This is a genomic window from Nocardia noduli (genome assembly GCF_019038455.1).
GTDB lineage: Bacteria > Actinomycetota > Actinomycetes > Mycobacteriales > Mycobacteriaceae > Nocardia > Nocardia noduli.
The window spans coordinates 13,788-40,206 of sequence record NZ_JAFMPL010000072.1 but is presented as its reverse complement, the minus strand read 5'-3'; the positions used below and the strand labels follow the sequence as shown (position 1 = coordinate 40,206).

The 26,419-nt window shown below is 67.7% G+C and carries 17 protein-coding genes and 1 tRNA gene; 6 read left to right on the top strand and 12 right to left on the bottom strand.

What is annotated here, in order from left to right; all coding sequences use genetic code 11:
* The 3 genes from JZ792_RS28825 to JZ792_RS28815 form a co-directional block, all read right to left on the bottom strand.
* Positions 1-1,299: PP2C family protein-serine/threonine phosphatase (locus JZ792_RS28825; RefSeq protein WP_216915327.1), on the bottom strand; the 1,299-nt coding region annotated here is incomplete at its 3' end.
* A complete protein-coding gene (locus JZ792_RS28820) occupies positions 1,296-1,763 on the bottom strand; it encodes an FHA domain-containing protein FhaB/FipA (protein WP_109522935.1) in 468 nt (155 codons plus the stop codon). The genes JZ792_RS28825 and JZ792_RS28820, both read right to left, overlap by 4 nt.
* Before the next feature lie 220 nt (positions 1,764-1,983).
* A complete protein-coding gene (locus JZ792_RS28815) occupies positions 1,984-3,441 on the bottom strand; it encodes an FhaA domain-containing protein (protein ID WP_216915325.1) in 1,458 nt (485 codons plus the stop codon).
* A gap of 247 nt (positions 3,442-3,688) precedes the next feature.
* Between JZ792_RS28815 and JZ792_RS28810 the strand changes: the two genes are divergently transcribed.
* Positions 3,689-3,771, top strand: a tRNA-Leu gene (locus tag JZ792_RS28810).
* Between the two features lie 112 nt (positions 3,772-3,883).
* Complete coding sequence (locus JZ792_RS28805) at positions 3,884-4,651, top strand: SDR family NAD(P)-dependent oxidoreductase (RefSeq protein WP_216915323.1); 768 nt, start codon at positions 3,884-3,886, stop codon at positions 4,649-4,651.
* On the opposite strand, the gene JZ792_RS28800 is transcribed toward JZ792_RS28805, so the two are convergent.
* Positions 4,652-5,290, bottom strand: coding sequence for a class I SAM-dependent methyltransferase (locus JZ792_RS28800; protein WP_216915321.1), 639 nt, complete (start codon positions 5,288-5,290; stop codon positions 4,652-4,654). It abuts the gene before it with no gap.
* Between the two features lie 141 nt (positions 5,291-5,431).
* Between JZ792_RS28800 and JZ792_RS28795 the strand changes: the two genes are divergently transcribed.
* Positions 5,432-6,844: a hypothetical protein gene (locus JZ792_RS28795; RefSeq protein ID WP_216915319.1), complete on the top strand. Its 1,413-nt coding sequence runs from the start codon at positions 5,432-5,434 to the stop codon at positions 6,842-6,844.
* 460 nt (positions 6,845-7,304) lie between these two features.
* Here the strand turns inward: JZ792_RS28795 and JZ792_RS28790 are convergent, their stop codons facing one another.
* Positions 7,305-7,973 (bottom strand): TetR/AcrR family transcriptional regulator, encoded by a 669-nt coding sequence (locus tag JZ792_RS28790; RefSeq protein WP_216915317.1) that lies wholly within the window; start codon positions 7,971-7,973, stop codon positions 7,305-7,307.
* Positions 7,974-8,063: 90 nt separating this feature from the next.
* Here JZ792_RS28790 and JZ792_RS28785 point away from each other — a divergent pair, with 90 nt between their 5' ends.
* Positions 8,064-10,229, top strand: a complete 2,166-nt coding sequence (locus JZ792_RS28785) for an MMPL family transporter (RefSeq protein WP_216915315.1) — start codon at positions 8,064-8,066, stop codon at positions 10,227-10,229.
* A 753-nt stretch (positions 10,230-10,982) separates the two neighbouring features.
* On the opposite strand, the gene JZ792_RS28780 is transcribed toward JZ792_RS28785, so the two are convergent.
* On the bottom strand, positions 10,983-12,071 hold the full coding sequence (locus JZ792_RS28780) for a stage II sporulation protein M (RefSeq protein ID WP_216915313.1): 1,089 nt from the start codon (positions 12,069-12,071) through the stop codon (positions 10,983-10,985).
* Positions 12,072-12,113: 42 nt separating this feature from the next.
* Between JZ792_RS28780 and JZ792_RS28775 the strand changes: the two genes are divergently transcribed.
* Complete coding sequence (locus tag JZ792_RS28775; RefSeq protein ID WP_216915311.1) at positions 12,114-12,890, top strand: RDD family protein; 777 nt, start codon at positions 12,114-12,116, stop codon at positions 12,888-12,890.
* A gap of 26 nt (positions 12,891-12,916) precedes the next feature.
* Here JZ792_RS28775 and JZ792_RS28770 read toward each other — a convergent pair whose 3' ends face one another.
* The 6 genes from JZ792_RS28770 to JZ792_RS28745 all read right to left on the bottom strand — a co-directional run bounded on the left by JZ792_RS28770 (position 12,917) and on the right by JZ792_RS28745 (position 20,676).
* Positions 12,917-14,212 carry a DUF58 domain-containing protein gene (locus JZ792_RS28770; RefSeq protein ID WP_216915309.1) on the bottom strand — a complete coding sequence of 432 codons (1,296 nt, stop codon included), beginning with the start codon at positions 14,210-14,212 and terminating at the stop codon, positions 12,917-12,919.
* Positions 14,213-14,214: 2 nt separating this feature from the next.
* The gene (locus tag JZ792_RS28765; protein ID WP_216915307.1) at positions 14,215-15,198 is read right to left on the bottom strand and encodes an AAA family ATPase; all 984 of its coding nucleotides are present in this window, start codon (positions 15,196-15,198) and stop codon (positions 14,215-14,217) included.
* 46 nt (positions 15,199-15,244) lie between these two features.
* Positions 15,245-16,315 carry a DUF4129 domain-containing protein gene (locus tag JZ792_RS28760; RefSeq protein ID WP_216915305.1) on the bottom strand — a complete coding sequence of 357 codons (1,071 nt, stop codon included), beginning with the start codon at positions 16,313-16,315 and terminating at the stop codon, positions 15,245-15,247.
* Positions 16,312-17,100: a hypothetical protein gene (locus JZ792_RS28755; RefSeq protein ID WP_308165497.1), complete on the bottom strand. Its 789-nt coding sequence runs from the start codon at positions 17,098-17,100 to the stop codon at positions 16,312-16,314. Before JZ792_RS28755 ends, JZ792_RS28760 begins: the two co-directional genes overlap by 4 nt.
* 196 nt (positions 17,101-17,296) lie before the next feature.
* Positions 17,297-18,856, bottom strand: coding sequence for an adenylate/guanylate cyclase domain-containing protein (locus tag JZ792_RS28750; protein WP_216915301.1), 1,560 nt, complete (start codon positions 18,854-18,856; stop codon positions 17,297-17,299).
* A gap of 101 nt (positions 18,857-18,957) precedes the next feature.
* Positions 18,958-20,676 (bottom strand): DUF4407 domain-containing protein, encoded by a 1,719-nt coding sequence (locus JZ792_RS28745; RefSeq protein ID WP_216915299.1) that lies wholly within the window; start codon positions 20,674-20,676, stop codon positions 18,958-18,960.
* 1,071 nt (positions 20,677-21,747) lie between these two features.
* Between JZ792_RS28745 and gltB the strand changes: the two genes are divergently transcribed.
* Positions 21,748-26,400: a glutamate synthase large subunit gene (gene gltB, locus JZ792_RS28740; RefSeq protein WP_216915297.1), complete on the top strand. Its 4,653-nt coding sequence runs from the start codon at positions 21,748-21,750 to the stop codon at positions 26,398-26,400.
* Positions 26,401-26,419 lie beyond the last annotated feature (19 nt).

Here is a 26,419-nt window from a genome sequence, read left to right as displayed (position 1 = left end):
GGTCGGCTGGGCGGGCTTGGGCTGTTCCTTCGGCGGGCACGGCGGCAGCAGTTCCTGCTGGGCGAGCAGTCGCATCTGATCCTCGGCCTTGCCGAGCGAACCCGGCGGCAGACCCTTCACGACCTGATCGCGCCCGGTCTGCTTGAGGTCGTTGACCCGCAACGTCTTACACGACGCGGGCAGGTCGGTTCCGGCCTGGAGCATGGTGAGGTCACCGGATTTGTTGACGCAGCCGACGGTGTCGACCTCGTGGATCGAGTACCCGAGAATCGAACCGGGTAGCCCGCGCATGATCACGACCTGGCCGTTGTCCGCGCCGACGTAATAGTTGCCGCGAATCATCTTGTAGCCGACGACGAGTCCGATGCCGACCGCGAGTACCAGCGCCACCGCGAGCATGATCCAGCGCAGCCGGTGGGATTTACCCGGCGCGGGTGGTTCCGGTGTCGCGGCGGCACGGCGCGGCGGCGTCGCCCTCGGCGGGCGCATCGCCGCGGCACGGCCCGCCGAGGTGTTCGGCGGCGGTGAGTCGTCGTCCTGGCCGGAGGCAGCGCCCGCCACGATGGGATGGCTCTGGCCGTAGTCCAGATCGATGACGTCGGCCACGACCACGGTGACGTTGTCCGGGCCACCGCTGCGCAGTGCCAGCTCGATGAGCCGGTCCGCGCATTCGTCGGTGCTGCCCTCGCGCATGGTGTTGGCGATCGTCTCGTCGCTGACCACGTCGGAAAGGCCGTCGGAGCACAGCAGATAGCGGTCGCCCGGCCACGCCTCGCGCATGATGAGCGTAGGCTCGATCTCGTTGCCGGTCAGCGCCCGCATGATCAGCGAACGCTGCGGATGGGTGTGCGCCTGCTCGGGTGTGATCCTTCCCTCATCGACCAGGGACTGCACGAACGTGTCGTCCCGGGTGATCTGGGTGAGTTCACCGCCGCGTAGCAGATAGGCGCGTGAGTCGCCGATATGCACGAGGCCGAGTTTGCGACCCGCGAACAGGATGGCCGTGAGCGTGGTGCCCATGCCGTCGAGTTCGGGTTCTTCCTCGACCTGGTCGGCGATCGCGGCATTGCCCTCGTGGGTGGCCGCGTCGAGTTTGCCGAGCAGATCGTCGCCGGGTTCGTCGTCGTCGAGATGGGCGAGCGCGGCGATCATCAGCTGGGATGCCACCTCGCCCGCGGCGTGGCCGCCCATACCGTCGGCGAGTGCGAGCAGCCGTGCGCCCGCGTAGACGGAATCCTCGTTGTTACCTCGGACGAGACCGCGGTCGCTACGCGCTGCGTAGCGGAGAACAAGTGTCACGGTCGCAGCTCGATCACTGTTTTGCCGACACGAACTGGTGTGCCGAGGGGAACACGGACTGCGGTGGTCACCTTCGCGCGGTCGAGGTACGTGCCGTTCGTCGAGCCGAGATCTTCGACGTACCAATCGTCACCACGCGGGGAGAGTCGCGCATGCCTGGTGGAGGCGTAATCATCGGTGAGCACCAGCGTTGAATCGTCCGCACGACCGATCAGCACCGGTTGGGTGCCGAGGGTGATGCGGGTGCCGGCGAGTGAACCTTGAGTCACCACAAGATATTTGGCGCCCTTCTGGCCTCGGCTGAAGGAAGGCAGCACTGCGGAACCGCGTGCGGCCCTTGGCTGTATCCGAACACCGGATGCCGCGTAGATGTCGCTGCGCAAAGTTCGCATGACCGCCCATACGAACAGCCACAACAACAGCAGGAACCCCGCACGGGTCAATTGCAGGATCAATCCCTGCACGGCGTTCCACCTCCTGTTCGACCGTGTGTACGTCGGTGCCGTAGGTGCGGTTCGACCCACCCCCACAAGCCTGCTGGTCTTGCCCGGCCCCGAAGTGGCGCCGTGCGTGTTGGCAGCATCATAGGGCCGTCAGTCGATTCCGATCACGATACGACCGCAGAACCCCTGATTACCATTCAGAAGCGCGGCATAGCGTGACTGCACCGGCGAGCTTACGGGATCACACGATACGGATCAGGATCTCGGAATGCCCGGCGCGGATCACATCGCCGTCGGCTAGTTGCCAATCCTGGACCGGGGAACCGTTCACGAGGGTGCCGTTGGTCGAGCCGAGATCCGACAGCATGGCCGTCTGGCCGTCCCACCTGACCTCGATGTGGCGACGCGAGACGCCGGTATCGGGCAGGCGGAAATGCGCGTCCTGACCGCGGCCGATGATGTTGCTGCCCTCGCGCAACTGGTAGGTGCGGCCGGAGCCGTCGTCCAGTTGCAGGGTCGCCGAATAGCCCGAACCGGCCTGTGCGCCACCGCCGTACGCGGGGGGCGTGGCAGCGGGCGCGGCATAACCGGGCTGCGCGCCGTAGCCGGGCTGTTGCGAGTAGGCCTGGCCGTAGCCCGCCTGCTCCTCCTGGCCGTAGCCCGCCTGCTCGGAATAGGTCTGGTCACCGTAGGCGGGTTCGGCGTAGCCCTGCTGGCCGTAGCTCTGCTGCGCGTAGCCGGGCTGACCGTAGCCGGGATCGCCGTACCCCTGGTCGGCGTAGCCCTGCTGCTGGCCGTAGCCGCTCTGGCCGTAACCCGGTTCGCCGTAGCCGGGCTGCTGACCGTAACCGGGATCCTGGTAGCCAGGCTGCTGACCGTAACCCGGTTCGCCGTACCCTTGCTGGCCGTAGCCGGGCTGCTGGCCGCCGCGCTCGGCGGCCCGATCCCCGTAGCCGGGCTGCTGGCCGTAACCGGGTTCCTGGTACGCCTGCTGGCCGTAGCCCGCCTGACCGGCCTGGCCACCCTGCTGGTAGTCGTAGCCGTTCTGGTAATCGCCGTATCCCTGCTGCGACTCCGGAGCCTGGTAGTCCGCGCCGCTGTACGGTGCGGCGCCTCGGCCGTAGTCCTCGTGATACGCACCGTTCTGCGGACCGGGCCGCCCCGCCGGCGGCGGCGCGTACCCGCGGCTGCGTGGATCGGACTCCGCGGGCTCACGACTCGGGTCGTAGCCAGAGTTCTGCGTCATGGGGCCAGCTCCTGGTTGCGGGTGTGCAGGTCGTTGTGGCGGGGGTTCGGGGCTGTCGGCCTTGCCGGCTCCGCGACCGGCGTCGGGATCGACGCGGCCGCTGGCCCTGAACTGTCCGGTGTGCAGCGTAGGTGATGCCTCGAACGCTACGTGTACTTCGCCATAGGTCTGCCACCCTTGATCGCGGATGTAGTCCTGGAGATGTTTGGCGAACGCGCGGGTCGTGAGGTCGTGATCGGCATCGAGTTGCGCATGATCGGAAGAGTTGATCGTGATCACATAACTGTTGGGCGCGAGCAGATGCCCGCCGCCCACGTCCTGGATGTGATCGGTGGCCTCACGCTGCAGCGCTGCCTCGACTTCCCGGGGAACCACGCTGCCGCCGAAGGCGCGGGCGAATACGTCGTCGACGGTACCCCTCAGGCGACGCTCGAACCGTGAAACGATGCCCATCCCGGCCTCCCTTCGCTGTCCGTCTACCCGAGTCTCTACTCAATTCATAACAACGACACGCGCGTATGGCGTGTCGTGTGTCGACCACGTTCATTGCATGATATCCACGATCGTCCACACCTGTAACTCCCGGAAACCCCAGTAGGTTCCCCGTGTCGTCGGTGGACGTCACAAGCCCCGCCGCACCGCTGGTCAGGGGGCGATTTCGTAAACCGTATCGCCCCGTGATAAGTTCTTCCAGTCGCTCGGGCGAGTGGCGGAATGGCAGACGCGCTGGCTTCAGGTGCCAGTGTCCTTCGGGACGTGGGGGTTCAAGTCCCCCTTCGCCCACTTCACTCGATAGAAGGCCCATGCTCACGGAGCATGGGCCTTTTCTCGTTTCGTCATCGATGTGGATGCGAAAATCGTTGCTTCGGGATGAGAACCTGTTCTAATTTTGGGCATGCGCAGATATGAGGGTCGCCGAGTTCTCGTCACTGGAGCCGGGTCGGGTATCGGGCAGGGGATCGCCCTGCGGCTGCTCGACGAGGGGGCACAACTGGTCGCCGCCGACATCGATGCGGCCGGGCTGGCGGTGACGGCGGACAAGGCCGGTGATGTCGGTGATCGGTTGCGGACGGTGGAGGTGAATATCGCCGATCCGGTATCGGTGGCGGCGGCGACGGGGGACGCGCTGGAATTCCTCGGTGGGCTCGATGTGCTCGTGAACGCGGCGGGCATCCTGCGGCCCGCGCGGACCCACGAGATGCCGCTGGAGGTGTGGAACCAGGTCATCACGGTCAACCTGACCGGTACCTTCCTCGTCACCCAGAGCGCGTTGCCCGCGCTGGTCGACTCGGGGCACGGCGTCGTGGTGAATCTGTCGTCGACGGCGGCGTTCCAGGCCGCGCCGTACCTCGCGGCGTACGCGGCGTCCAAGGGCGGGGTGAACTCGTTCACGCACGCGATCGCCCTCGAGTACGCCAAGCAGGGGCTGCGCGCGGTGAATATCGTGCCGGCGGGAATCACGAGCGGGATCACCACCACGTCGATCCTCGATCAGCCCGAGGGCGTCGACTACAGCCTGTTCGCCCGGCTGACCGGTTGGCTCAACGGCGGCGCGCTCGGCAGTCCGGAGGACATCGCCGGTGTTGTGGCGATGGTCGCCTCGGAGGACGGTCGCTATATCACCGGCACCGAGATCCGAGTCGACGGCGGCGCGCTGATGTGATCAGCGCGGTCGTGCGACGAGCAGGTGGTGCGGGATCGGCCGGTTCTCCAGCGGCCGGTGCTCGACCGAACAACCCGCCTGCTCGAGTGCAGCGATCACCTCGGACACCGGCCGCAGCGTGAATCCGTACGCGGTGAACGGCATCTTCGCCATCGCGTCCGGATCGCCGATGCCGACCACGACGTGCCCGCCGGGACGTACGACGCGGACGAGTTCGGCACAGGCCGCGGTCAGGTCGGCGACGAAGTAGACGGTGTTGACGGTGATGGCCGCGTCCAGGCTGTCGTCGGCCAGCGGCAGTGCGGTGAGCGAGCCGTCGTCGAGCAGCAGGTGTCCGGCGGCGATCTCGCGAGCGAAACCGGATCGGGCTCTGGCGAGCATGTCGGCGGAGATCTCCAGGCCGTGCACGGTTCCGACGCCGTCGAGCCGGGCCAGCAGCAGTTCGAGTCCGATACCACCGCCGAAGCCGATATCGGCGACGGTCGCGCCCGGCGTCACGGCGGTGGCCTCGACCGCGCCTTCGATGGCCTTTCGATTACCCCGGTTGAGGAATCCGGCGACGCCCTTGCCGAGGACGCCGTGCGGTTTGCCCAATTGGCCCGCCACGGTGGACAGGATGCGATCACGGAGTCCGCTCATGAATGCCAGCCTAGACAGCGGCACGCGCGGTCCGGGGCCGAGCTCGGCCGGTTCGACGCGGTCCCCTCGTGCAGTATCACGTCTCGAATATTGTTGCCGCGCCCCTCGAAGCGCGGGTGTCACCGACGAAAGCGGAGTGCAATGCGATCACCGTTGATACTGCTCGCCGCGGGCGTCCTGGCGCTGTCGGCCGCCGGTTCGGCGCAGGCGACACCGTGGGGACCGCTCGCGCCGCCGAATCCCCATCTGGGTCCGGTCGGCACGTCGACCATGCACGGTGACGCGGGTTCCTCGGACGCGACGCCGCTGGCCGGTCCCGGTCCGGGTCCACTCGCGGTATCGGCCTATCCGCTGGCCTCGGCCTGTCCCACGCTGTTGCAGGGGGCCGACGGTCTGGTGGTGGCTCTGTGCACCTCGATCGCCGGGCAGCGTCCGACGGTGCATCTGCTCGATCCGGAGGTGCGGGGGCCGATCGGATATTCGCTCGCCGCACTGGAATTAGCCAAGGGCAGCCTGCTCGGCGGCGTCTACGCCTATCTCGACGACGCCGACCGGTTGGTGGCGGTGGACGGCAACCGCGCCCTCGTGCGTGTGGCGCACACCAGGGACGCCGACGGCCGGTGGACGCTGACCATCGACGACACCGTCGATCTGAGCGCGGCGATTCCCGTGGGCGACAACGTGACCGGGCTGGTTCCCGATCGGTCGGGCAATGTGTGGTTCGCCACCGGCAAGGGCGTGGTCGGCCTGGTGACGCCCGCGGGCGCGACCGCGACGCTCACCCTGCCCGCCGGGGAGGAGGTCGCGAACAGCATTTCCTCGGCGCCGAGCGGGCGCGTCGCGGTGGCGACCACCCACGCCCTCTACGAGTTTCGCGCCGATGCCGCCGGACGACCCGAACAGCTGTGGCGCGCCGCCTATGACCGTGGCACAGCCCGCAAACCGGGCCAGTTGAGTTGGGGGACCGGATCGACGCCGACCTACTTCGGACCGGAGACCGGTGCGGAGTACCTGACCATCGTCGACAATGCCGACGGCCCGGTGCAGGTGCTGATATTCCGTTCGGGAACAGGGGAATCGGTATGTTCGCGGCCGGTGCTCACCGAAGGCGGCGCGGGCAGCGAGAATTCGCCGATCGGCATCGGGCGTTCGGTATTCGTCGCGAGCACATACGGTTACCCCTATCCGGCGGTGCCGGAGGGCGCCGGGCTCGCGGTACCCGCTGTCGCGCCGTTCGCCGGTGGCATGACACGGGTCGACGTGGACGAGCGCGGCTGCCACACGGTCTGGGAGAACTCGGTGCGCAGCGCCGCCGTACCACACCTGTCGATCGCGGACGGTCGGCTCTACACGGTGACGCGGGTCGGACCGCAAGCGACGACCCCGCTCGACGGATACACCTTCACCGTCATCGATCCCGAGACCGGCGCGGTGCGTTCGGAGAGTCCACTGCCGGGCACGATCGTCGACGATCCGCTACAGACATCGGCGCTGATCGCGACCGGCGGCCGGGTTTTCCAGGGCACGATCACCGGAATCCTGCGCATCGCCTGACCCTCGCCCCCCTGTGGATATCCGGGGTATTTCTGTGGATAACTCTGAACGCCCGGGCGAGCCTGTGGTCAGCTGTGGATAACTCGGCACCCCCTCGATGAAAGTCGCTGCGGCCGAGGTGCAGTGCACAATTCACGGCGTCGAAATATGTGAAGTTGAACAAATCACCAGCTAGAAGCGGTTTCTCGAACCCGTGACGAGCCTTGGACGCCGACCCGGCCCGCACCGCGGAAACCTGGATCATGAGCCACGAGTGACCTTTCCGTGACCCTCATCCTCGCCTATAGGGTTATGCACAGGGACCTATGTATAGCCCCTGAACGCCCCTGACCAGCCCCCTCCGGTTCGCGGCCGTCTCGCGTGCGAGCGGTCGAAGCGCATGCGCCGAAGGCGCGAGTCTCGACCGCTCGCACGCGAGACAAAAGGGGCCGCGAACCCCCCGCGCCCGCGCGGCAAAATCTCAGTACTCGCCCGCTCGGGGCCCGGTCGCCAGTCCGATACGCACCATCGACAGGGTCCGAGTGATCACGGCTTCGCGAGCTCCGGCATCCAGATCTCCCATCGCGCCTTCGATGATCAGCGACGCCAGTCCGTGTACGGCGGCCCACGCGGCGACCTCGGCGTCGGGGCGATGCGCCGGATCGGTGTAGCCGATGGCGACCAGCTCGTCGAGTAGGGCGGAGAGCAGGTCGAAGGCGGGTGAATTCCACTCGCCGGGATCGGCGGTATCGCTGCCGCAGAAGGCCGTTCGGAACAGACCCGGTTCGCGCAACGCGAAGGTGATGTAGCCGCGGCCGATCGCGATGAGCCTGCCGACCGCGTCCGATTCGGGGTCGATCGCGGCCACGGTTTCGGTCATCGCCGTGAACAGGCTCTGCTGGGCCTGTTCGTGTGCCGCGTGCAGCAGTTGATCGTGATTGGTGAAATGCCGGTAGGCGGCGGTCGGCGTCACGCCGACCCGCCGTGCCGCCGCCCGCACCGTCACGGCTTCCGGTCCACCGTTCTCGGCGAGTTCGGCGGCGGCCAGCACCAGCGCGTTGCGGAGGTCGCCGTGGTGATAGCGACCGTCGCGGGCGGGCTTTGCGCTGGTCTGCGTGTCTTTCCTCGGGGCGGCTCCGGTAGGTGTCATCACTTCGATGTTGACACCCATGCACATCAAGTGGCAAGTTAACACCCACAAAGTTTACAGGCGATCACATCCCGATCGGGGAGGCCAGACATGTTCGAACAACTCGGCAGATTCGTAGTCCGCCGAGCACGCTTGATACTGATCGTCAGCGTGCTAGCGCTCATCGCGGGCGGCGTGGTCGGCGCCACCGCGTTCGGCAAGATGCAGTCGGCGGGGCAGGACGACCCCAATGCCGAATCCAGCCTCGCCGCCGACCGGCTGACCGACGAGTTCGGCGCCGACACCGATTACGTCTTCCTGATCCGCGCCGAGCAGGGGTCGGTCGATTCCGGCGCGGCCGCCGATTTCGGCCGGGATCTGGCACGCAGGTTGGCGGGCGACGACCGGCTCACCAATGTCGTCTCGTACTGGGACACCGGATCGCCCGCCATGCGTTCCACCGACGGCACCGCCGCGGTGGTGCTCGCGGGCAATACCGAGACCGATCCGGGCAAGCAGGACAAGATCGCCGAGGCGATCATCGACGAGTACGGCGCCGACGGGCCCGCCGCCACGGTGCGGATCGGCGGCCTCTCCGCGACGTTCAGCGCGGTCGGCGCTCAGATCGGCAAGGATCTCGGCCTGGCCGAGGGCATCGCGGTGCCGTTGATCATGGTGCTGCTGGTGCTGGCCTTCGGCAATGTGGTCGCCGCCCTGCTCACCCTGGTCGTCGGTGGTATCGCGATTCTGGGGACATTCACCGAACTCGCGATCCTCGGATCCGTCACCGACGTGTCGATCTACGCGGTGAACCTGACGACCGCGCTCGGGCTCGGCCTCGCGGTCGACTACGGCCTGCTCATGGTCAGCCGGTTCAGGGAACGGCGCGCGGCGGGGGAGACACCGCAGGATTCGATCGCCGGTGCGGTCGCCACCGCGGGCCGGACCATCGCGTTCAGCGCGGCCACCGTCATGGCGGCGCTGTCGTCGCTGGTGATCTTCCCGCAGTATTTCCTGCGCTCGTTCGCCTACGCGGGGATCGGGGTCGTCGCCATCGCCGCGACCGCCGCGGTGATCACCCTGCCCGCGTTGATCTCGGTACTCGGTGTGCGCGCCGAGGCGTGGAAGGTGCCCGGCGTCCGGGGTATCCGCGGTGAGGCGACGCCGTTCTGGGCGAATGTGGCCGGTTTCGCGATGCGCAGGCCCGCGCTGGCCGGGATTCCCGTGGTCGCGGTTCTGCTGCTGGCCGCAGCCCCGCTCCTCGGGGTCCAGTTCGGCACCCCCGACGATCGGGTGCTGCCGACCAGCCTCGAGGTCCGGCAGGTCGGCGACGCGATGCGCACGGAATTCGGCGGCGGCGACGCGAACGCGCTGTCGGTGGTGACCACCTCAGGCATCGCGGCGGGACCGGTGTCCGAATATGCCCGCGCGCTGTCGCGAGTCGACCATGTCACCCAGGTCGATTCCAGCGCGGGCACTTTCGTCGCGGGGGAACAGCGCGGCACCTCGCCCGCCGACGCCAGGTTCGCCCGGCCCGATGCCCAGCGGCTGACGGTGCTGACGGATCTGGATCGCAATTCCACCGAAGCGAGGGATCTGGTCGACCGGGTTCGGGCGGTGCCCGCGCCCGAAGGGACGCGCACGCTGGTCGGCGGCGAAGTCGCGGGATTGCGCGACAGCCTGTCCTCGATCGGTGACCGGCTGCCGATCGTGCTCGGCTGGATCCTGCTGACGACCTTCGTCCTGCTGTTCCTGTTCACCGGCAGCATCGTGCAGCCGCTGCGCGCACTGCTGTCGAACGCGCTGAGCCTGGCCGCCACCCTGGGGCTGATGGTTTTCGTCTTCCAGGATGGGCATCTGTCCGGACTGCTCGGATTCACCCCGGCTCCGCTGGATGTGTCGATGCTGCTGCTGTTGTTCTGCATCACCTTCGGGCTCTCCATGGATTACGAGGTGTTCGTGATCAGCCGGATCAAGGAAATGCACGATCGCGGCGCCTCGACGGTGGAAGCGGTGACCGAGGGGTTGGCCCGTACCGGCCGACTCGTCACCACGGCCGCCGCGCTGATATCGATCAGCTTCCTCGCCTTCGTCATCAGCGATGTCCGGTTCATCCAGTTCTTCGGGCTCGGCGCCGGGCTGGCCATCCTGATCGACGCGACGCTGGTGCGCGGCGTGCTGGTCCCGGTGACGATGCGGCTCCTCGGCCGGGCGGCGTGGTTCGCGCCGCAGCCGTTGCGGGTTGTGCACTCGCGTCTGGGCCTCGCCGAAGCCTGATCCGATACGTGAGGGGCGCTCGCCCGGTGTGGTTTTCCGAACCCGCCTGCGAGCGTCTCTTCGCGGTCGCGAACAGGCGTTTCGGCCGCCGAATATGTCCCGTCGGCCGTGATGTATGCACCGGTGAGGCGAAGATCACACGGCCTGCCGTAGTTGCCATTACGGTGCTGATCGGGTTCGCTCGGAGCCCGCGCGAGGTGACACTTCCGGCCCTGGTTATTTCCGATCTTGACCCCATAGGGGTTCGTTGATTGCCGGGGTGACAGGACGTCTGTCTGGTTAATTACCGAGTAAACAAACCTGAAGTCGCTTTCCGTTCACTCAACGTCCAGCTATCCGGTCTAGCGTCAGCAAACTACCTGGTAGATGCGCTGCGAGGATTGCATACCGAGTATCTCCAGAGATCTCCGCAAATCGGTCCGGATGCACTCGCGACTCCCGAAAACGCCTTCGGCGCCGCGGTCGGAAAAGGTCACGCCTCGGCGCGGAAATGGTCCCGAAATGGCACGGAAATATCAGCTGCGAGGTAGCTGGATATATGAAATATCTCGTGTTCGAACAGGGTTGCTGGCGTGCTGCTTTATACGCCGAACCCCCGTGAACAGGGTTGCGCCGCCATAACGATTGTGTAGAGTTGACGGTAACGCTGACCGCAGCTGAGCTCGACTCGCTGCGGTCAGCGGAACTCAAATGGGGGATCTCGACACCGCTTTGTAACCCAGCGTTGCTGTCGATTACCCGAACCCACTCAGCCTAACGTGTGCTCGGTGTTGTCTGCGATACGACCGCCGCTGTTTCCCCGCTCTTCACGTGCGTGACACGGGCCGTACCGCTGTCGATCGCGTTGACGTAGAGAGCCCCGCTGTCGAAATTCGCCAGGTCGGCCTGCTCGCCGTCCTCCTCGCGCGCGGCGGCCCCGCCGACCCCGAACACGTAGTACAGGAACAGCGCCTCGGCCGTGAAACCGATCGCGATGCGCACCGCGACCGGCAGACCGCTCGGCGTCACGAAACCCTCCAGCAGGCCGGAGACGAACAGCACCCCGACCAGGCCGAGCGCGATCGTGGCCGTGGCCCTGCCCTGCCTGGCCACGGCCTCCAACCTGCTCAGGCGGCCCGGATCGATCAGTGTCCAGCCGAGTTTGATGCCCGCGCCGCCCGCGACGAAAACCGCGGTCAGCTCCAGGGTTCCGTGCGGCAGAATGAACCCGAAGAACGCATCGAGCCGACCCGCCTCGGCCATCAGCGCGGCCGTGATCCCGACATTGAGCGCGTTCATGAACAGCAGGTACAGCACGGGCAGGATCAGTACGCCGGTGAAGAGGGCGATCGCGGCGACCCACGCGTTGTTCGTCCACACCTGCGCGGCGAAGGCGTCGTTCGGATGTTCGGTGTAATAGGTCTCGAATTGGCCGCCGGGGGCGGTGAGATCGTCGTGGTCGGTCGGGATGCCGAAAAGCTCGCGCGCGTTGCCCGAACCCTGGATCCAGATCGCGAGCCAGGTCGACACCGCGACGAACAACGCCGCCGTCGCGGCCCACCAGCGCCAGGACCGGTACAGGGCGACCGGGAAGCTGTGGGTGAGGAAATGTCCGATCTCCGCCCACACCCCGGTTCCAGTGCCGAGAACCCGGCCGCGCGCGCGGGTGAGTACGGCACTGAGTCCGGCGATGAGTTGTGGATCGGGGCTGTGCGACTGCAACCGCGCCAACTGCTGGGAGGTGCGCCGGTAGAGCACGATCAATTCGTCGGCTTCGGGGCCGCTCAGCTTGCGCTGTTTGGCCAGATGATCCAGCCGCTCCCAGGACCGCCGGTGTGCCAAGCTGTACGCGTCCACGTCCATTCGGTTGCCTCCCTGACCGCCGGTCGAAAGAATGTTATCGACATGGCTGAATTCACTACCGGCGAAGCGGTCGCTCTCGAACTGCCGATCGCCCGGATTCCGACGCGTGCCACCGCGTTCATCATCGACGTGTTGATACAACTGGCGCTGTACCTGCTGCTGTTCACGCTGATGGCCCTGGTTCTGCTTCCGCTCGATCCCGACGAGGCGTGGGTCGACGCGATCACGCTGCTGATCGTGGTCGGCGTGCTCGTCGGCTATCCGGTGGCCTGCGAGACCCTGAGCAGGGGGCGCAGTCTCGGCAAACTCGTAGTCGGGCTGCGCGTGGTGCGCGCCGACGGCGGGCCCACCGATTTCCGGCACGCGCTCACCAGGGGACTGGCCGGGGTGATCGTCGATTTCTGGCTGCTCGGCCTTTTCGGCGCGGTCGCGGTCGTCACGTCGATCTGCTCGCGCGACGCCCGCCGCGTCGGCGATGTGCTCGCGGGCACGGTGGTCGTGCACTCCCAGGCCACGCTGCCGTTCCCCGCGCTGGTGACACCGCCGCCCTGGCTCGCGGGCTGGGTGACGAGGCTGGACCTGTCCGGGATTCCCGAGGATCTGGCGCTGGCCGTGCGGCAGTACCTGACCCGGGTCCGCACCCTCACCCCGGAAGCCGAGGCCGCGCTCGGCGGCGCACTGGTCGCGGCGGTCTTCGCGCGGTTGCAGGTGGCCGCGCCCGCGGGATATCCGCCGGTGCAGATCCTGGGCGCGATCGTGGCCGAACGGCAGCGACGGGCACTCACACCGCCCTCGTACGGGCTGGTCCGCACGGGCTGAGGTCGGCGCGGCGGCGATACGGATAGTCACATTGTGCCGGACTGCTTCAATTCCAGATATTCGTCGGCCAGTGCCTCGGGCAGACGTTCGGGGGAGGCGGCGACCACCGCGATACCCCTGCGCCGCAACGATTCCTGCACGAGCGCGCGTTCGGCCAGCACCGACTCGGCGGCGGCCGCGCCGTAGAGGTCGTCGAGGGTGTCGCGACGCGAGGCCGCGTCGGCGATCTCCGGATCGGTGACCGAGACGATCAGCACGCGGTGGCGCTGGGCGAGCACCGGAAGTACCGGGAGCAGATTCTCCTCGACCGCGGCGCCGTCCAATGTGGTGAACCAGACCACCAGGCTGCGCCTGCGCGCGCGTTGCAGTGCGGCACGCACCAGTCCCGCGCTGTCGGTGTCGACGAGCGCGGGCGTCACCGACGCCAACGCGTGCATCAACTTGAGCTGCAACCGGTTTCCGCCGCCGCCGCGAACTTCGGCGCGGACCTCACGGTCGTAGGCCAGCAGATCCACCGAATCGCCCCCGGCCGCGGCAAGTCCGCCGAGCAGCAACGCGGCCTCGATACCGGCGTCGAGCCGGGTACCGTCGCCGACCCGGCCCGCGCTGATCCGGCCGGTGTCGAGCAGCATGAGCATGTTCCGATTGCGTTCGGGCCGCCAGGTGCGCACGAGCACATCGGTCGCGCGGGCGGTCGCGCGCCAATCGATCGCGCGCACATCGTCGCCCGCGACGTATTCGCGGAACGAGTCGAACTCGCTGCCCTGGCCGCGCATGGTCGCGATATTGCGGCCTTCCAGATGTTGCAGGCGTTTCACCTTCGACCGCATCAGTCTTTCGCTGCGGAACGGCGGCAGCGCGCGCACCCTCGCGGGCACCGTGCGACGGGACTGCCTGCCCGCGAGCCCGAGCGGACCGAGCAGTCGCAGCGTGACCGGGCCCGCGACGCGGTCACCGCGATAGGTCGGCGTCACCGTGGTGCGCAGCCGGACCCTGGTGTCGGGGCCCGAATCCAGCCGGTGCTCGCGATGTCCGGCGCGGGCGCTGTCGGGCCAGTCGTCCCACAGGTAACCGCGCGCGGTCCTGCGACCGGTGTTCACCACCGTCAACTCGACCTCGGCGGTCCGACCGAGCCTGACCACCGTGAGCGGATCTCTCGACACCGTGAGATCGCTCGCCCGCGCGACCGAGCCCATATCGAAGAGCACCGCCGCGGCGAGCAGACCGGTCACGATGACGACCCCGGCCCAGCTGTGCCACGCGGCAGCGACCACGACCACACCGACCGCCGCTGTGGCGGCCAGCCGCCCCGTCACAACCACGGCTACACCGGAACCGGGACCGCGAGCAGCAGCGACGACATGACACCTTCGGTGGTCACCCCGTCCAGTTCGGCCTCCGGCTTCAGGTGCAGCCGGTGCCGCAGCACCGTCGTCGCCACGAATTTCACATCGTCGGGGGTGACGAATCCACGCCCGTTCAACCAGGCCAGGGCACGCGAGGCGGCCATCAGGGCGGTCGCGCCTCGGGTCGAAGCGCCGTGCTGGACGGCGGGGGAACTGCGGGTGGCCCGGCAGATGTCGACGGTGTACGCGAGAACTTCCGGGCTGATCGCCACCTGGGCGACCGCGGCCCTGCCCGCTGTGATGTGGGCGGGCGTGGCGACCGGGCGCAGACCCGCCGCCGCGAGATCGCGCGGATCGAATCCGGCGGCATGGCGTTGCAGGATGCGGAATTCGTCGTCGCGGTCGGGCAATTGGATGTCGACCTTGAACAGGAAGCGGTCCAGCTGGGCTTCCGGAAGCGGATAGGTGCCTTCCTGTTCGATCGGATTCTGCGTGGCGATCACCACGAACGGATCGGGCAGCGCGCGCGGCTGGCCGTCGACCGAGACCTGGCGCTCCTCCATCGATTCCAGCAGCGCGGACTGGGTTTTCGGTGGGGTGCGGTTGATTTCGTCGGCCAGCAGCAGATTGGTGAAGACCGGGCCCTTCCTGAAGGTGAATTCGGCCGAATGCGGGTCGTAGATCTGCGAACCCGTCACGTCGCCCGGCATCAGGTCGGGGGTGAACTGCACGCGCGCGTGTTCCAGATCCAGTGCCGCCGCCAACGCGCGCACCAACAGCGTCTTCGCGACGCCGGGCACACCTTCGAGCAGTACGTGGCCACGGCACAGCAGTGCCAGCACCAGGTACATGACCGCGCTGTCGTTGCCGACCACCGCTTTGCCGATCTCGACGCGTAACGCGCCGAAGGCCGCGCCCGCCTCTTCCGCGGTCGGGGTGCGGGTGATGTCGGTCTGGGTCATTCGGCCCTCCTGTATGTCCCGTACGGGGCGTGCGTATTCCTCGGTGTCATCCCTGGGCCTCGATCCATTCCAGTTGTGCGGCAACCAGTCGCATGGCGCTCGCGTCGGCCACCGGGCCGTAGAGCGCGGTGCCGATCAGGGTCGGGTCGACGCCGGTGCGAGCGGCGATGGCGGCGATCACCTCGTCGGGCGCGGCGTCGGTGCCGATACCGAGCGACGGTCGGATCCGCCGCAGCGTGGCCGCGCGCAGTTTCGCCGCGACGAATTCGACATCCTTCGATTTCCGATACAGCGCGGCCTGGCCCGCCAGCAGTTCGTTGGCCGCGACCTCGACCGGGCGCGGTTCACCGACCAGCGCGCCGCGCCTGCGTGCGCGCCACGCCACCAGAACGGCCGCCGCGATCAGCAATTGCAGGCCGCCGAAGGCGATCGGCGCGGGCAAACGATCGAAGATCGAGTCACGGCCCGACCCGAAATCCGGCCGGTCGTAATCGGTGTCGGGCGGTGGTGGCGGCGGGAAATCCGGTGTCTGCGGCGGTTTCGGCGCGACCGGCGCGCTCAACGCCTGGATCAGCGCCCACCCCAGCAGAATCAGCACGATCGCACCGATGACGGCGGCCCAGAACTTGGGGTTGCGCAGCAGCGCGGGCAGCGGCGGCAGCGACCGTTTGGTGCGTTCGACGGTGTCGGTGACGACCTTGTCGACCGGTTCGGCGCCGGGAGGCGGCGCGGATTCGGAGAACCTGTCGGCGTATTCGAGCCTGCGGTACTCGTCCTCGGTCGCGCGGCGGCCTCCGTAGACGACCTCGTCGAAACTGCGCGCGGTCGGCTGGAGTTCGGCGGTCAGATCCTGTGGCAGGGCGGTGGAGACGTCGTCCACCGTTTCGTCGGCGGTCCTGGAACGCCGGACCTCGAGTACTCCGCCCTGTTCCAGGCCGCGCAGCATGGCACGGAAACGCTCGCGCAGCGCGCGGTCGTAGTCCCGGTGCGCGGCGGCATGGTCGGCGGCGGCCCGGTGCTCGGCCGCCGCGCCGAGTCGCGGTGCCCGGGGCGCATGCCCCGTCGGGTCGTCCGCCGGACCCTGTTCCTTGCGCAGCAGATCGGGCCGGTCGCTCATCGCCGCCTCGGTATCCGGATGTCGAGACCCTCCCTGCGGCAGCGCAGATCGATGTAGCAGAGCATGCGCGAACTCGCCTCGACGATCTCGCCGAAGGCGACCAGCAGTAGCACCGCCGAGGTGAGCAGGACGATGACCTGCCAGCGATGGGTTCCGGTGAACTCGGTGAGGAACAACGGGATTCCGAGCAGTGGAATGGCGACGAGGGCGAACAGCGCCCGCTGCGTCATCCACAGACCCGCCAGCGACCATTCCGATCCCGCGGCCAGCACTTTCGCGTGCCGCACGGCGTCCGCGTGACCGGCCCCGGCCAGTATCTCCGGCACCGCGACGAAACGTTTGCCACGCAGTCTGCCCAGCCACGGCAGCGCGATCGGCGCGGTGACGATCAGCAGCGAGCAGACCACGATCACCGAAACCCCGACCAGGGTGAACAGCAGTTGGAACACCAGCAGCGGCAGCGCCCGGATCCGGAACTGTCGCACCGCCTCGCGTGCCCCGATACGCACCCCGGACAGGGCCGACCATCCGATCGCGGTGGTGACCCCGCGCAGGAAATAGCGCAGCAGCCACGCGCAGACCGCGGTGGACAGGACCGCCGACCACCAGGTGGCGGCATCGGAACCATTGGTGAGATCGGAGAAACTCGCGGTCAGCGTGACGACGACGATTTCGGCCACGAGCAATCCGGCCAGGCCGAGTCCACCCAGCGTCGTGATATTCGCCTGGATGAGCGCGAACGGCATATCGAGCAGTTCGCGGAAGAGGAACGGGCGTATGGGCACCGTCGTTCCAGGCGACCCTGGTACCGGATCTGTTCCCGCCCCGACGGCACCCGCCTCGGTGGCAGGTGACACGCGGCCGAGTCTAGAGCGTGTCCGGCCGATTGGTGGACTATCCCATTCGCGCGGCCCGGTCCCGCGAGCGCGGCGCGATCCGACGCACCGGCCGCGCTACCTGCGCCGGTCCAGGGCGCCGGTGTCAGCGGGGGCGGGCCAGTCGGGTCGCGGTGACGCGTCCGCGCAGGGTGACGAATTCGCCGAGTTGCCACTTCCGCGATTCGACAGGGTCGGCGGCGGCGACGGAGTCCGCGGCGGCCAGGACCAGGCCGTCCTCCTGTTTGGCGAGTTCGCACAGGCGTGCGGCCTCGTTGACCGGATCGCCGATGACGGTGAACTCGTAGCGCTGGTGCGCCCCGACATTGCCCGCGACCACCCGCCCGGAACTGATGCCGATGGCCGCGGTGAAATCGGAGGTCTCGGCGAGTCTGGCCGCGATGGCGCGCGCGCAGGCGAGGGCCGATCCGGGCCCGTCCGGCAGCGGCGCGGGCGTTCCGAACAGGCACAGCGCGGCGTCGCCCTCGAATTTGTTGACCAGCCCGCCGTGCCGTTCCACCTCCTCGACCACGATGCCGAAGAAGTGATTCAGCATCTCGACGATCTCGGTGGCCGGGCGGGTGGCGGCCATCCGGGTCGAACCGATGATGTCGATGAACAGTGCGGCGGCCTCGGTCTCCACGCCGCCGAGCACCGGTTCGGCGGCGAGCGCGGCGTCGGCGACGTCCTGTCCGACGTGTTTGCCGAACAGATCCCTGATCTGCTCGCGTTCGCGCAGACCGGTCACCATCCGGTTGAAACCGCTCTGGAGTTCGCCCAGTTCGGTGCCGTCGAAGACGGTGACCTCGCTGTCGAGATCGCCGTTCTCCACCCGTCGCAGCGCGGTGCGCACCCCGCGGATCGGCGCGATCGTCGCCGACAGGGTCTGGGTCATCAACAGCAGTCCGAAGACCAGGGTGGCCCCGCCGAGCGCGAGCACGCAGATCGCCAGGCGGGCGGTGGACACCTCGTCGGTGGTCAACGCCAGGATCGCGAGCACCATCGTGCCCGCGACCGGGACGGCGGAACCGACGAACCACACCAGCAGCAAGCGCGCGAAGACACCGATGCCGCGCCGTCGCCGCGATTGTTCGGCCTCTAGCACCCGGGCGGTCACCGGTCGCAACGCGAATTCGATGACCAGGTAACTGCTCGCGCACACCACGATCGCGCTGAAACTGATGCCGAAGGCGATCTTGGGGATCAGTTTGGGATCGGCGAGGCCGTACACCGTGATGAGCACCGCGAACCCGCCGAGCCACAGGACGGTCTGGATCATCGTGAGTTTGCGCGGGACCGCGATCGCCTCGGCCCGTTCGGCCTCGGTGGGCACCCGGTCCTGATCTGTGGCCCAGCGCAGCGCCCGCAATCCGGCCGCAGTGCCCCACCACGCTCCGACCACGATGGCCACGGCCGAATACAGCGGTGCGGTGAGGGCGTTCACCAGCAGCAGGTCACCGGTGAAGATGGTCGGGCCGGGCAGGACGAAACCGATCAGCGCGATCGAGACGAACATGCCGGTGGCGTTCGCGGTGAGGAGCGGAACGGTCAGTAGCAGTTGGATCCGCAGCCGCCGCACCCCGGACGATTCCGCTTCCGAGCCGAGCAGTCGCGAACCCCATGGCGCGGGTCCGCTGGGGGAGAGCTTCGGCTCGGTGGCTGGCATGGGTGCAGAGTAGGGCGATCGTCTGACGGCCCGCGCATTTTCGGCGCGACCACCAGGGCTCCCGGCCCGCGCTGTCGCACGGATCACGCGAGCGTGCCGGTTCAGCGCCCCGGCGGGAGCTCTCGCGGGCCGCGCCCGCCGGTGAGTTCGGATCGGCGACCGGCGGTGAGTTCGTGGTCGCGGCCGCCCGACGACAGGTCGTATCCCTCGTTCGCCGCCGAGGACAGCGCGGAGTAGCGCGGATCGCGCGGCGTCGAGTAGTCCGCGTCGACCACCGTCGCGGCGACCTGTCCCGCGTGCCCGGAGCCCGACGAGCCGAGTGCGTAGCCGTCCGGCGCGTACTCCTGGGTGTCGACGGTGACCTTGCGGGTGCGACGCAGCGTGAAGGTGATCTCCTCGGCTTCCTCGAACACCTGCCGCACCGTGCGCAGCGGATGGGTCGCGGTGTCGATCGCGTCGGCGACGAACGCGGGCACCAGCGGGCGGATCCAGCGCGCGGCGGTATCGGTGAACGGCACCTGACCGATGATCGGGAGTTCGATACCGCCCTTGGGCGCCCTGACCTCGGGCACCGGCGCGGTCGCCCGCGCGAGCGTGCTCGCGGTCACGGGGGTGGGCAGATTCGGTGTCACGATGTCCTCCTCGGTCGCGGTGCTGTCGTGGCCCGCGGGAAGTTCGGTCCTGCGCGCTCTGTCACCGAGGCGTCCGGGTTCGGAGATACCGAGTTCCAGACCGCCGATGGCGGCGATGATCCTGGTGCGCTGGCGTTCGCGGTCGATGGCGGTGTCGGCCTCGACGGCCAGCCGGGTCGCGGTGAGCTCTTGCTCGGCCCGCAGCGTTTCGGCCTCGGCGCGCACCCGCGCCCGTTCCAGCGCGATGGCGGCGTCGGCGTCGAATTCTGCCTGTTCCTTGACGGTGCGGTAGGCGGCACGCCGATCGAGCGAGGTCTCACCACGCCACCACCGCAGGATCAGCGGCAGCAGGGCGAGCAGGACGAAGGCCGCGAGGGTCAGTATCCGCAGCGCGAGCGCGCCCGCCGCGGCGGAGGTGTGGTCGTTCATGGCCTGCCAGCGCGCGCCGAGGCCGCGATCGGCTTCGGCGAAGGCGGCGGAATCGGCCGCGGTAACGGCCCTGTCCGCCTCGGTGACGCGCACGTCGGCCGCGTCGACCCGGCCCTGCGCCGCGGTGAGCCGGGTTCGCGCGTCCTCCAGCATGGCGTTGGCGGTCGCCGCCTCGGGGCCGCGGCCGGGGACGCCGGTGATGCGGGTCTGCGGGCATTGCGCGCTCGGATTGAATTCGCAGCGGGCGATGACGAGCGCCTGGTCGATATCGGCCTGCGCGGTGATGACCGCCCGGCCGAGCGCGGCGCGGTCGGCGCGCGCGGATTCGGATTCGGCGCGGGCGGCGACCACGGCGGGAGCCGAGTCGACCCCGCGCTGCGCGCGTTCGTCGAGCAGGCGGTCGATCGTGCCGCCGAACAGCACGGTGCAGGCGAGTTCGGCGACCAGCGCGCCCGATACGGCGGCGACGGCGATGCGGGCGAGGAGGCCGGGCCGGTCGGCGGCGCTCGCGGGTCGACGGGTGGCCAGTGCGCGTCCAACGGTGCCTGCGAGCAGCGCGGCGATCACGGCGAGCGCGACGGTCCCGAAGACGGGCCGATCGCTCGCCCCGGTCAGCGCGAGCGCGGTGACCAGCCCGGTGACGGTGGCGAACAGGATGACGGCGGTACCGGTGACGGCATAACTCGCCCGCTCGTGGCCCTCGGTGATGTCCTCGGGCCGACCCCCGCCGAGCCGGGTGAAGATACCGGTGACGGTCATGGGGATCTCACATCCTCTATGTCCAGGCAGGGCGGTGTGCTTGGCGAAACTGTCACGGATTCGTTGTCACAGCGTGACAGGCGTCGGCCCGACACACCGAGCAGGTGCCGTCGGATGTGGCCAGGTTCACAGATCATCGCGCGAATCCGCACTTCGGCGGGTGGATCGTCATCCCGCCCGGCCCCGCGTGCCTGGTCCGGCGGGGTCCGGGGGCTCCGCCGAGGGTGCTGTCGAGGCCCCGCGCGCGGTCGGCGGAGCCCTCGCCCGTGGCACGGCGCGCGGTGGCGCGGATCGTGTGTCGAATGACACCAAATTTGTTAGCTGAAAGTGTGCTAAAAACCACAAACGGCGAAAGAACCCGGACGGTCGGATCAAGTCGTGCGCTTGTCATGCCCGCTGTCGGCGATATCTCACCTACCTACCGGTGAGTTAGCCGCGACCGGGGGGTTTGCCTTCCCGCGACCGGGGGAAATCCAGTTCGACGCAGGTGAGGAGCAGTTCTCGCCGGCTACTGCGCGCCGGTCGAAGACGATCTCCGCGAGGATACTGATCGCCTGGCACTCGGTGTCAGGGGATCGATCCCAGTGCATTCACTGCTTTACACTGGACAACGCGCACAAGTGGAGGACGGAAAGAATTGGCCCTGATAGACCGGGTTATTAGTACGACCTAAGTTGGTTGGGCCCCGGACCTGACTTATCGTTTGCTCTTACGCCGAACACAAAAATGGTCGGCACCATCGCCCGCTCAGGGCTCACCAAGCAGGTGCCCAGAGTAGCGGGCGAACACCCGCACGGAAGTAAGGAACACGTAAGGGTTCCGTTACCTCCGAGCACCCACCATGTAACACCCAGCGGGTGAACAACTGGAGACGTGACTGCACCCGGCGGTGCGAACAATCAGGCTCGAAAGGGGAGCTTGCGCAACCACGCAGAGCCTGGGAGCACCGCAGATCCGACACGAGACCATCAGCGCGGCTGGTTTCCGGGACGTACGGGCGCAGTCTTTACGTAGGCGTTCGAACGAAAGGCCGTTTTTTCTTCGAAGGCCGACTTTCTTGAAGGCAGAGGCATGACGCAACTTCCTGGCCACAGGTCACCTGGACCCATCGGGCTCTACGACCCGGCGAACGAACACGACGCCTGCGGCGTCGCTTTCGTCGTCGACATGCACGGTCGCCGCAGCCGTGACATCGTCGACAAGGCTATTACGGCTCTGTTGAACCTGGAGCACCGCGGTGCCGCGGGCGCCGAACCGAATTCCGGTGACGGCGCTGGCATCCTGCTCCAGATTCCCGACCGCTTCTTCCGCGCGATCGTGGATTTCGAGTTGCCCCCCGAGGGGTCCTACGCGTCGGGTATCGCCTTCCTGCCGCAGGCCCGCCGCGAGGCCGCCCGTGCCGCGTACGGCGTCGAGAAGATCGTCAAAGAAGAGGGCCTCGAAGTTCTCGGTTGGCGCGAGGTGCCGATCGACGAATCGTCGCTGGGCGCGCTCGCCCGTGACGCCATGCCGACCTTCCGGCAGATCTTCGTCGCCTCGCCCCGCGGCGGTTCCGAGCAACTCTCCGGCATGGACCTGGAGCGTCGCGCCTACGTCGTGCGCAAGCGCGTCGAGCACGAACTCGGCAAGGCGGGCCCCGGCGAGGGCACGGTCGGCAAGGAGTCGGTGTACTTCCCCAGCCTGTCCGGCCAGACCTTCGTATACAAGGGCATGTTCACCACGCCCCAGCTGCGCGCGTTCTACCTCGACCTGCAGGACGGCCGGATCGAATCCGCCCTCGGCATCGTGCACTCGCGCTTCTCCACCAACACCTTCCCGTCCTGGCCGCTGGCGCACCCGTTCCGTCGGGTCGCGCACAACGGTGAGATCAACACCGTCACCGGCAACGAGAACTGGATGCGGGCCCGCGAGGCGCTGCTGCGCTCGGATGTCTTCGGTATCGACGAGGCGGGTAACAACCGCCTTCAGAAGATCTTCCCCGTCTGTACGCCCGGGGCGAGCGATACCGCGCGCTTCGACGAGGTGCTGGAACTGCTGCATCTCGGCGGCCGCAGCTTGCCCCACTCGGTCCTGATGATGATTCCCGAGGCATGGGAACGCAACGAGACCATGGACGCGCAGCGCCGTGCGTTCTACCGCTACCACTCGATGGTGATGGAGCCGTGGGACGGCCCGGCGTCGGTGTGCTTCTCCGACGGCAATGTCGTCGGCGCGGTGCTCGACCGCAACGGTCTGCGCCCGAGCCGCATCTGGGTCACCGACGACGGTCTCGTCGTCATGGCCTCCGAGGTCGGCGTCCTCGACATCGACCCGGCCAAGGTGGTCAAGAAGGTCCGGTTGCAGCCGGGCCGCATGTTCCTGGTCGACACCTCGCAGGGCCGCATCGTCGGCGACGAGGAACTCAAGTCGCAGCTGGCCGCCGAACACCCCTACCAGGAGTGGCTCGACGCCGGTGTCACCAAACTGGCCGATCTGCCCGATCGCCCGCACGAGCACATGTCGCACGATCGCGTGCTGATCCGCCAGCAGATCTTCGGGTACACCAACGAGGAACTCGGTCTGCTGATCTCGCCGATGGCCAAGACCGGCGGCGAGGCGCTCGGTTCGATGGGCACCGACACCCCGATCGCCGTGCTCTCGTCGCGGCCGCGTCTGCTGTTCGACTACTTCTCCCAGCTCTTCGCGCAGGTCACCAATCCGCCGTTGGACGCGATCCGCGAGGAAGTGGTCACCAGCCTGCGCCGCGCGCTCGGGCCGGAATCGGACCTGTTGCATCCGAGCGCGGATTCCTGCAAGCAGATCACCATCTCGCAGCCGATCCTGGACAACGACGAACTGGCCAAACTCGTCCACATCAACGACGACGGCTCGCATCCGGGCCTGCGCTCGGTGGTCGTGCGCGGCCTGTACCCGGTGAAGAAGGGCGGCAAGGGCCTGCGCAAGGCCCTGGAGGCCATCAACATCCAGATCTCGGCCGCCATCGACGGCGGCGCGCGGATCATCGTGCTGTCCGACCGCGAGTCCAACGAGAAGCTGGCGCCGATCCCGTCGCTGCTGCTGACCTCGTCGGTGCACCACCACCTGGTGCGCGAGCGGACCCGCACCATGGTCGGTCTGGTCGTGGAGGCCGGTGACGCCCGCGAGGTGCACCACATGGCCATGCTGGTCGGCTTCGGCGCGGCCGCGATCAACCCGTACATGGCCTTCGAGACCATCGAGGACATGATCGAGCGCGGCGCACTCGATATGCCGGGCAGCACCGGCGATCAGGCCGCCGACTTCCGCACCGCGGTCTACAACTACAACAAGGCCGCGAGCAAGGGCGTGCTGAAGGTGATGTCCAAGATGGGCATCTCCACCATCGCCTCCTACACCGGCGCGCAGCTCTACCAGGTGATCGGCCTGTCGCAGAATCTGGTGGACGAGTACTTCACCGGCCTGCGCTCGCATCTGGACGGCATCGGTCTCGACGAGATCGCCGCCGATGTCGCCGCGCGGCACCGGATCGCCTTCCTGGAGAACCGCAACGAGCGCGCGCACCGCGAACTCGAGGTCGGCGGCGAATACCAGTGGCGTCGCGAGGGCGAGTACCACCTGTTCAACCCCGACACCGTCTTCAAGTTGCAGCACGCGACCCGCACCGGCCAGTACTCGATCTTCAAGGAGTACACCAAGATGGTCGACGACCAGTCCGAGCGGCTGGCCTCGTTGCGCGGTCTGTTCAAGTTCAAATCCGGTGAGCGCGCGTCGATCTCGATCGACGAGGTCGAGTCCGCCGAGGCCATCGTGAAACGTTTCTCCACCGGTGCGATGAGCTACGGCTCCATCTCGGCGGAAGCGCACGAGACCCTGGCCATCGCGATGAACCGCCTCGGCGGACGCTCGAATTCCGGTGAGGGCGGCGAACATCCGGCCCGCTTCGAGGTCGAGGAGAACGGCGACTGGCGTCGTTCGGCGATCAAGCAGGTGGCCTCGGGCCGCTTCGGCGTGACCGCGCACTACCTGACCAACTGCACCGATATCCAGATCAAGATGGCCCAGGGCGCCAAGCCGGGCGAGGGCGGTCAGCTGCCCGCGCACAAGGTGTACCCGTGGGTGGCCGAGGTACGGCATTCGACGCCGGGCGTCGGCCTGATCTCGCCGCCGCCGCATCACGACATCTACTCGATCGAGGATCTGGCGCAGCTGATCCACGATCTGAAGAACGCGAACCCGCAGGCGCGGATTCACGTGAAACTCGTCGCCGAGCCCGGTGTCGGCACCGTCGCGGCCGGCGTCTCCAAGGCGCACGCCGACGTGGTGCTGATCTCGGGTCACGACGGCGGCACCGGCGCCTCGCCGCTGACCTCCCTCAAGCACGCGGGCGGACCCTGGGAGCTCGGCCTCGCCGAGACCCAGCAGACGTTGCTGCTCAACGGACTTCGCGACCGCATCGTCGTCCAGGTGGACGGTCAGATGAAGACCGGTCGCGACGTGATGATCGCCGCGCTGCTCGGCGCCGAGGAATACGGTTTCGCCACCGCGCCGCTGGTGGTCTCGGGCTGCATCATGATGCGGGTCTGCCACCTCGACACCTGCCCCGTCGGTGTCGCGACGCAGAATCCGGTGCTGCGCGAACGTTTCACCGGCAAGCCGGAATTCGTCGAGAACTTCATGATGTTCATCGCCGAAGAGGTCAGGGAACTGCTGGCGCAGCTGGGCTTCCGCACGCTGGACGAGGCCATCGGCCGGGTCGACCTGCTCGACACCGCCAAGGCCAAGGAGCATTGGAAGGCCAGCAAGCTGAACCTGTCGCCGATCCTGGACAACGTCGAGACGGCGTTCATGTACCAGGACCGTCGCTGCACCAAGACCCAGGACCACGGTCTGGACAAGGCGCTGGATCAGCAGTTGATCGCACAGAGCCGCGACGCTCTGGAGCGTGGCGCGGCCGTCAAGTTCGAGACCAAGATCACGAACGTGAACCGCACGGTCGGCACCATGCTCGGCCACGAGGTGACCAAGCTCTACGGTGGCGCGGGCCTGCCCGACGACACCATCGACATCACCTTCACCGGTTCGGCGGGTAACAGCTTCGGCGCCTTCGTGCCCGCGGGCATCACGCTGCGGGTCAACGGTGACGCGAACGACTATGTCGGCAAGGGTCTTTCGGGCGGCCACCTGGTGGTCCGGCCGTCACTGAACGCACCGGCGGAATTCGTGGCCGACGAGAACATCATCGCGGGCAACGTGATCCTGTTCGGCGCGACCAACGGTCGCGCGTTCATCAGCGGCATCGTCGGCGAGCGTTTCGCGGTGCGCAACTCGGGTGCCGTCGCGGTGGTCGAGGGCGTCGGCGATCACGGCTGCGAGTACATGACCGGTGGTCGCGTCGTCATCCTCGGTGAGACCGGGCGCAACTTCGGCGCGGGCATGTCCGGCGGTCTGGCCTTCGTCTACGACCCGAACGGCACCTTCGTCGACCGGGTCAATCCGGAGCAGAGCGACGCGGTCGAACAGCTCTCCGGTGACGATTTCACCTGGTTGCGCGACATCATCACCCAGCATCGCGACGAGACGGGTTCGGCCGTGGCCGAACGCATCCTGAGCGACTGGTCGCAGCAGGTCAATCACTTCGTGAAGGTCATGCCGCGCGAATACAAGAAGGTTCTGCTCGCCATCTCCGAAGCGGAGAAGGCGGGGAAAGACGTGGACGAGGCGATCATGGAGGCCGCTCGTGGCTGACGTGAGGCGCGTCCGAGAG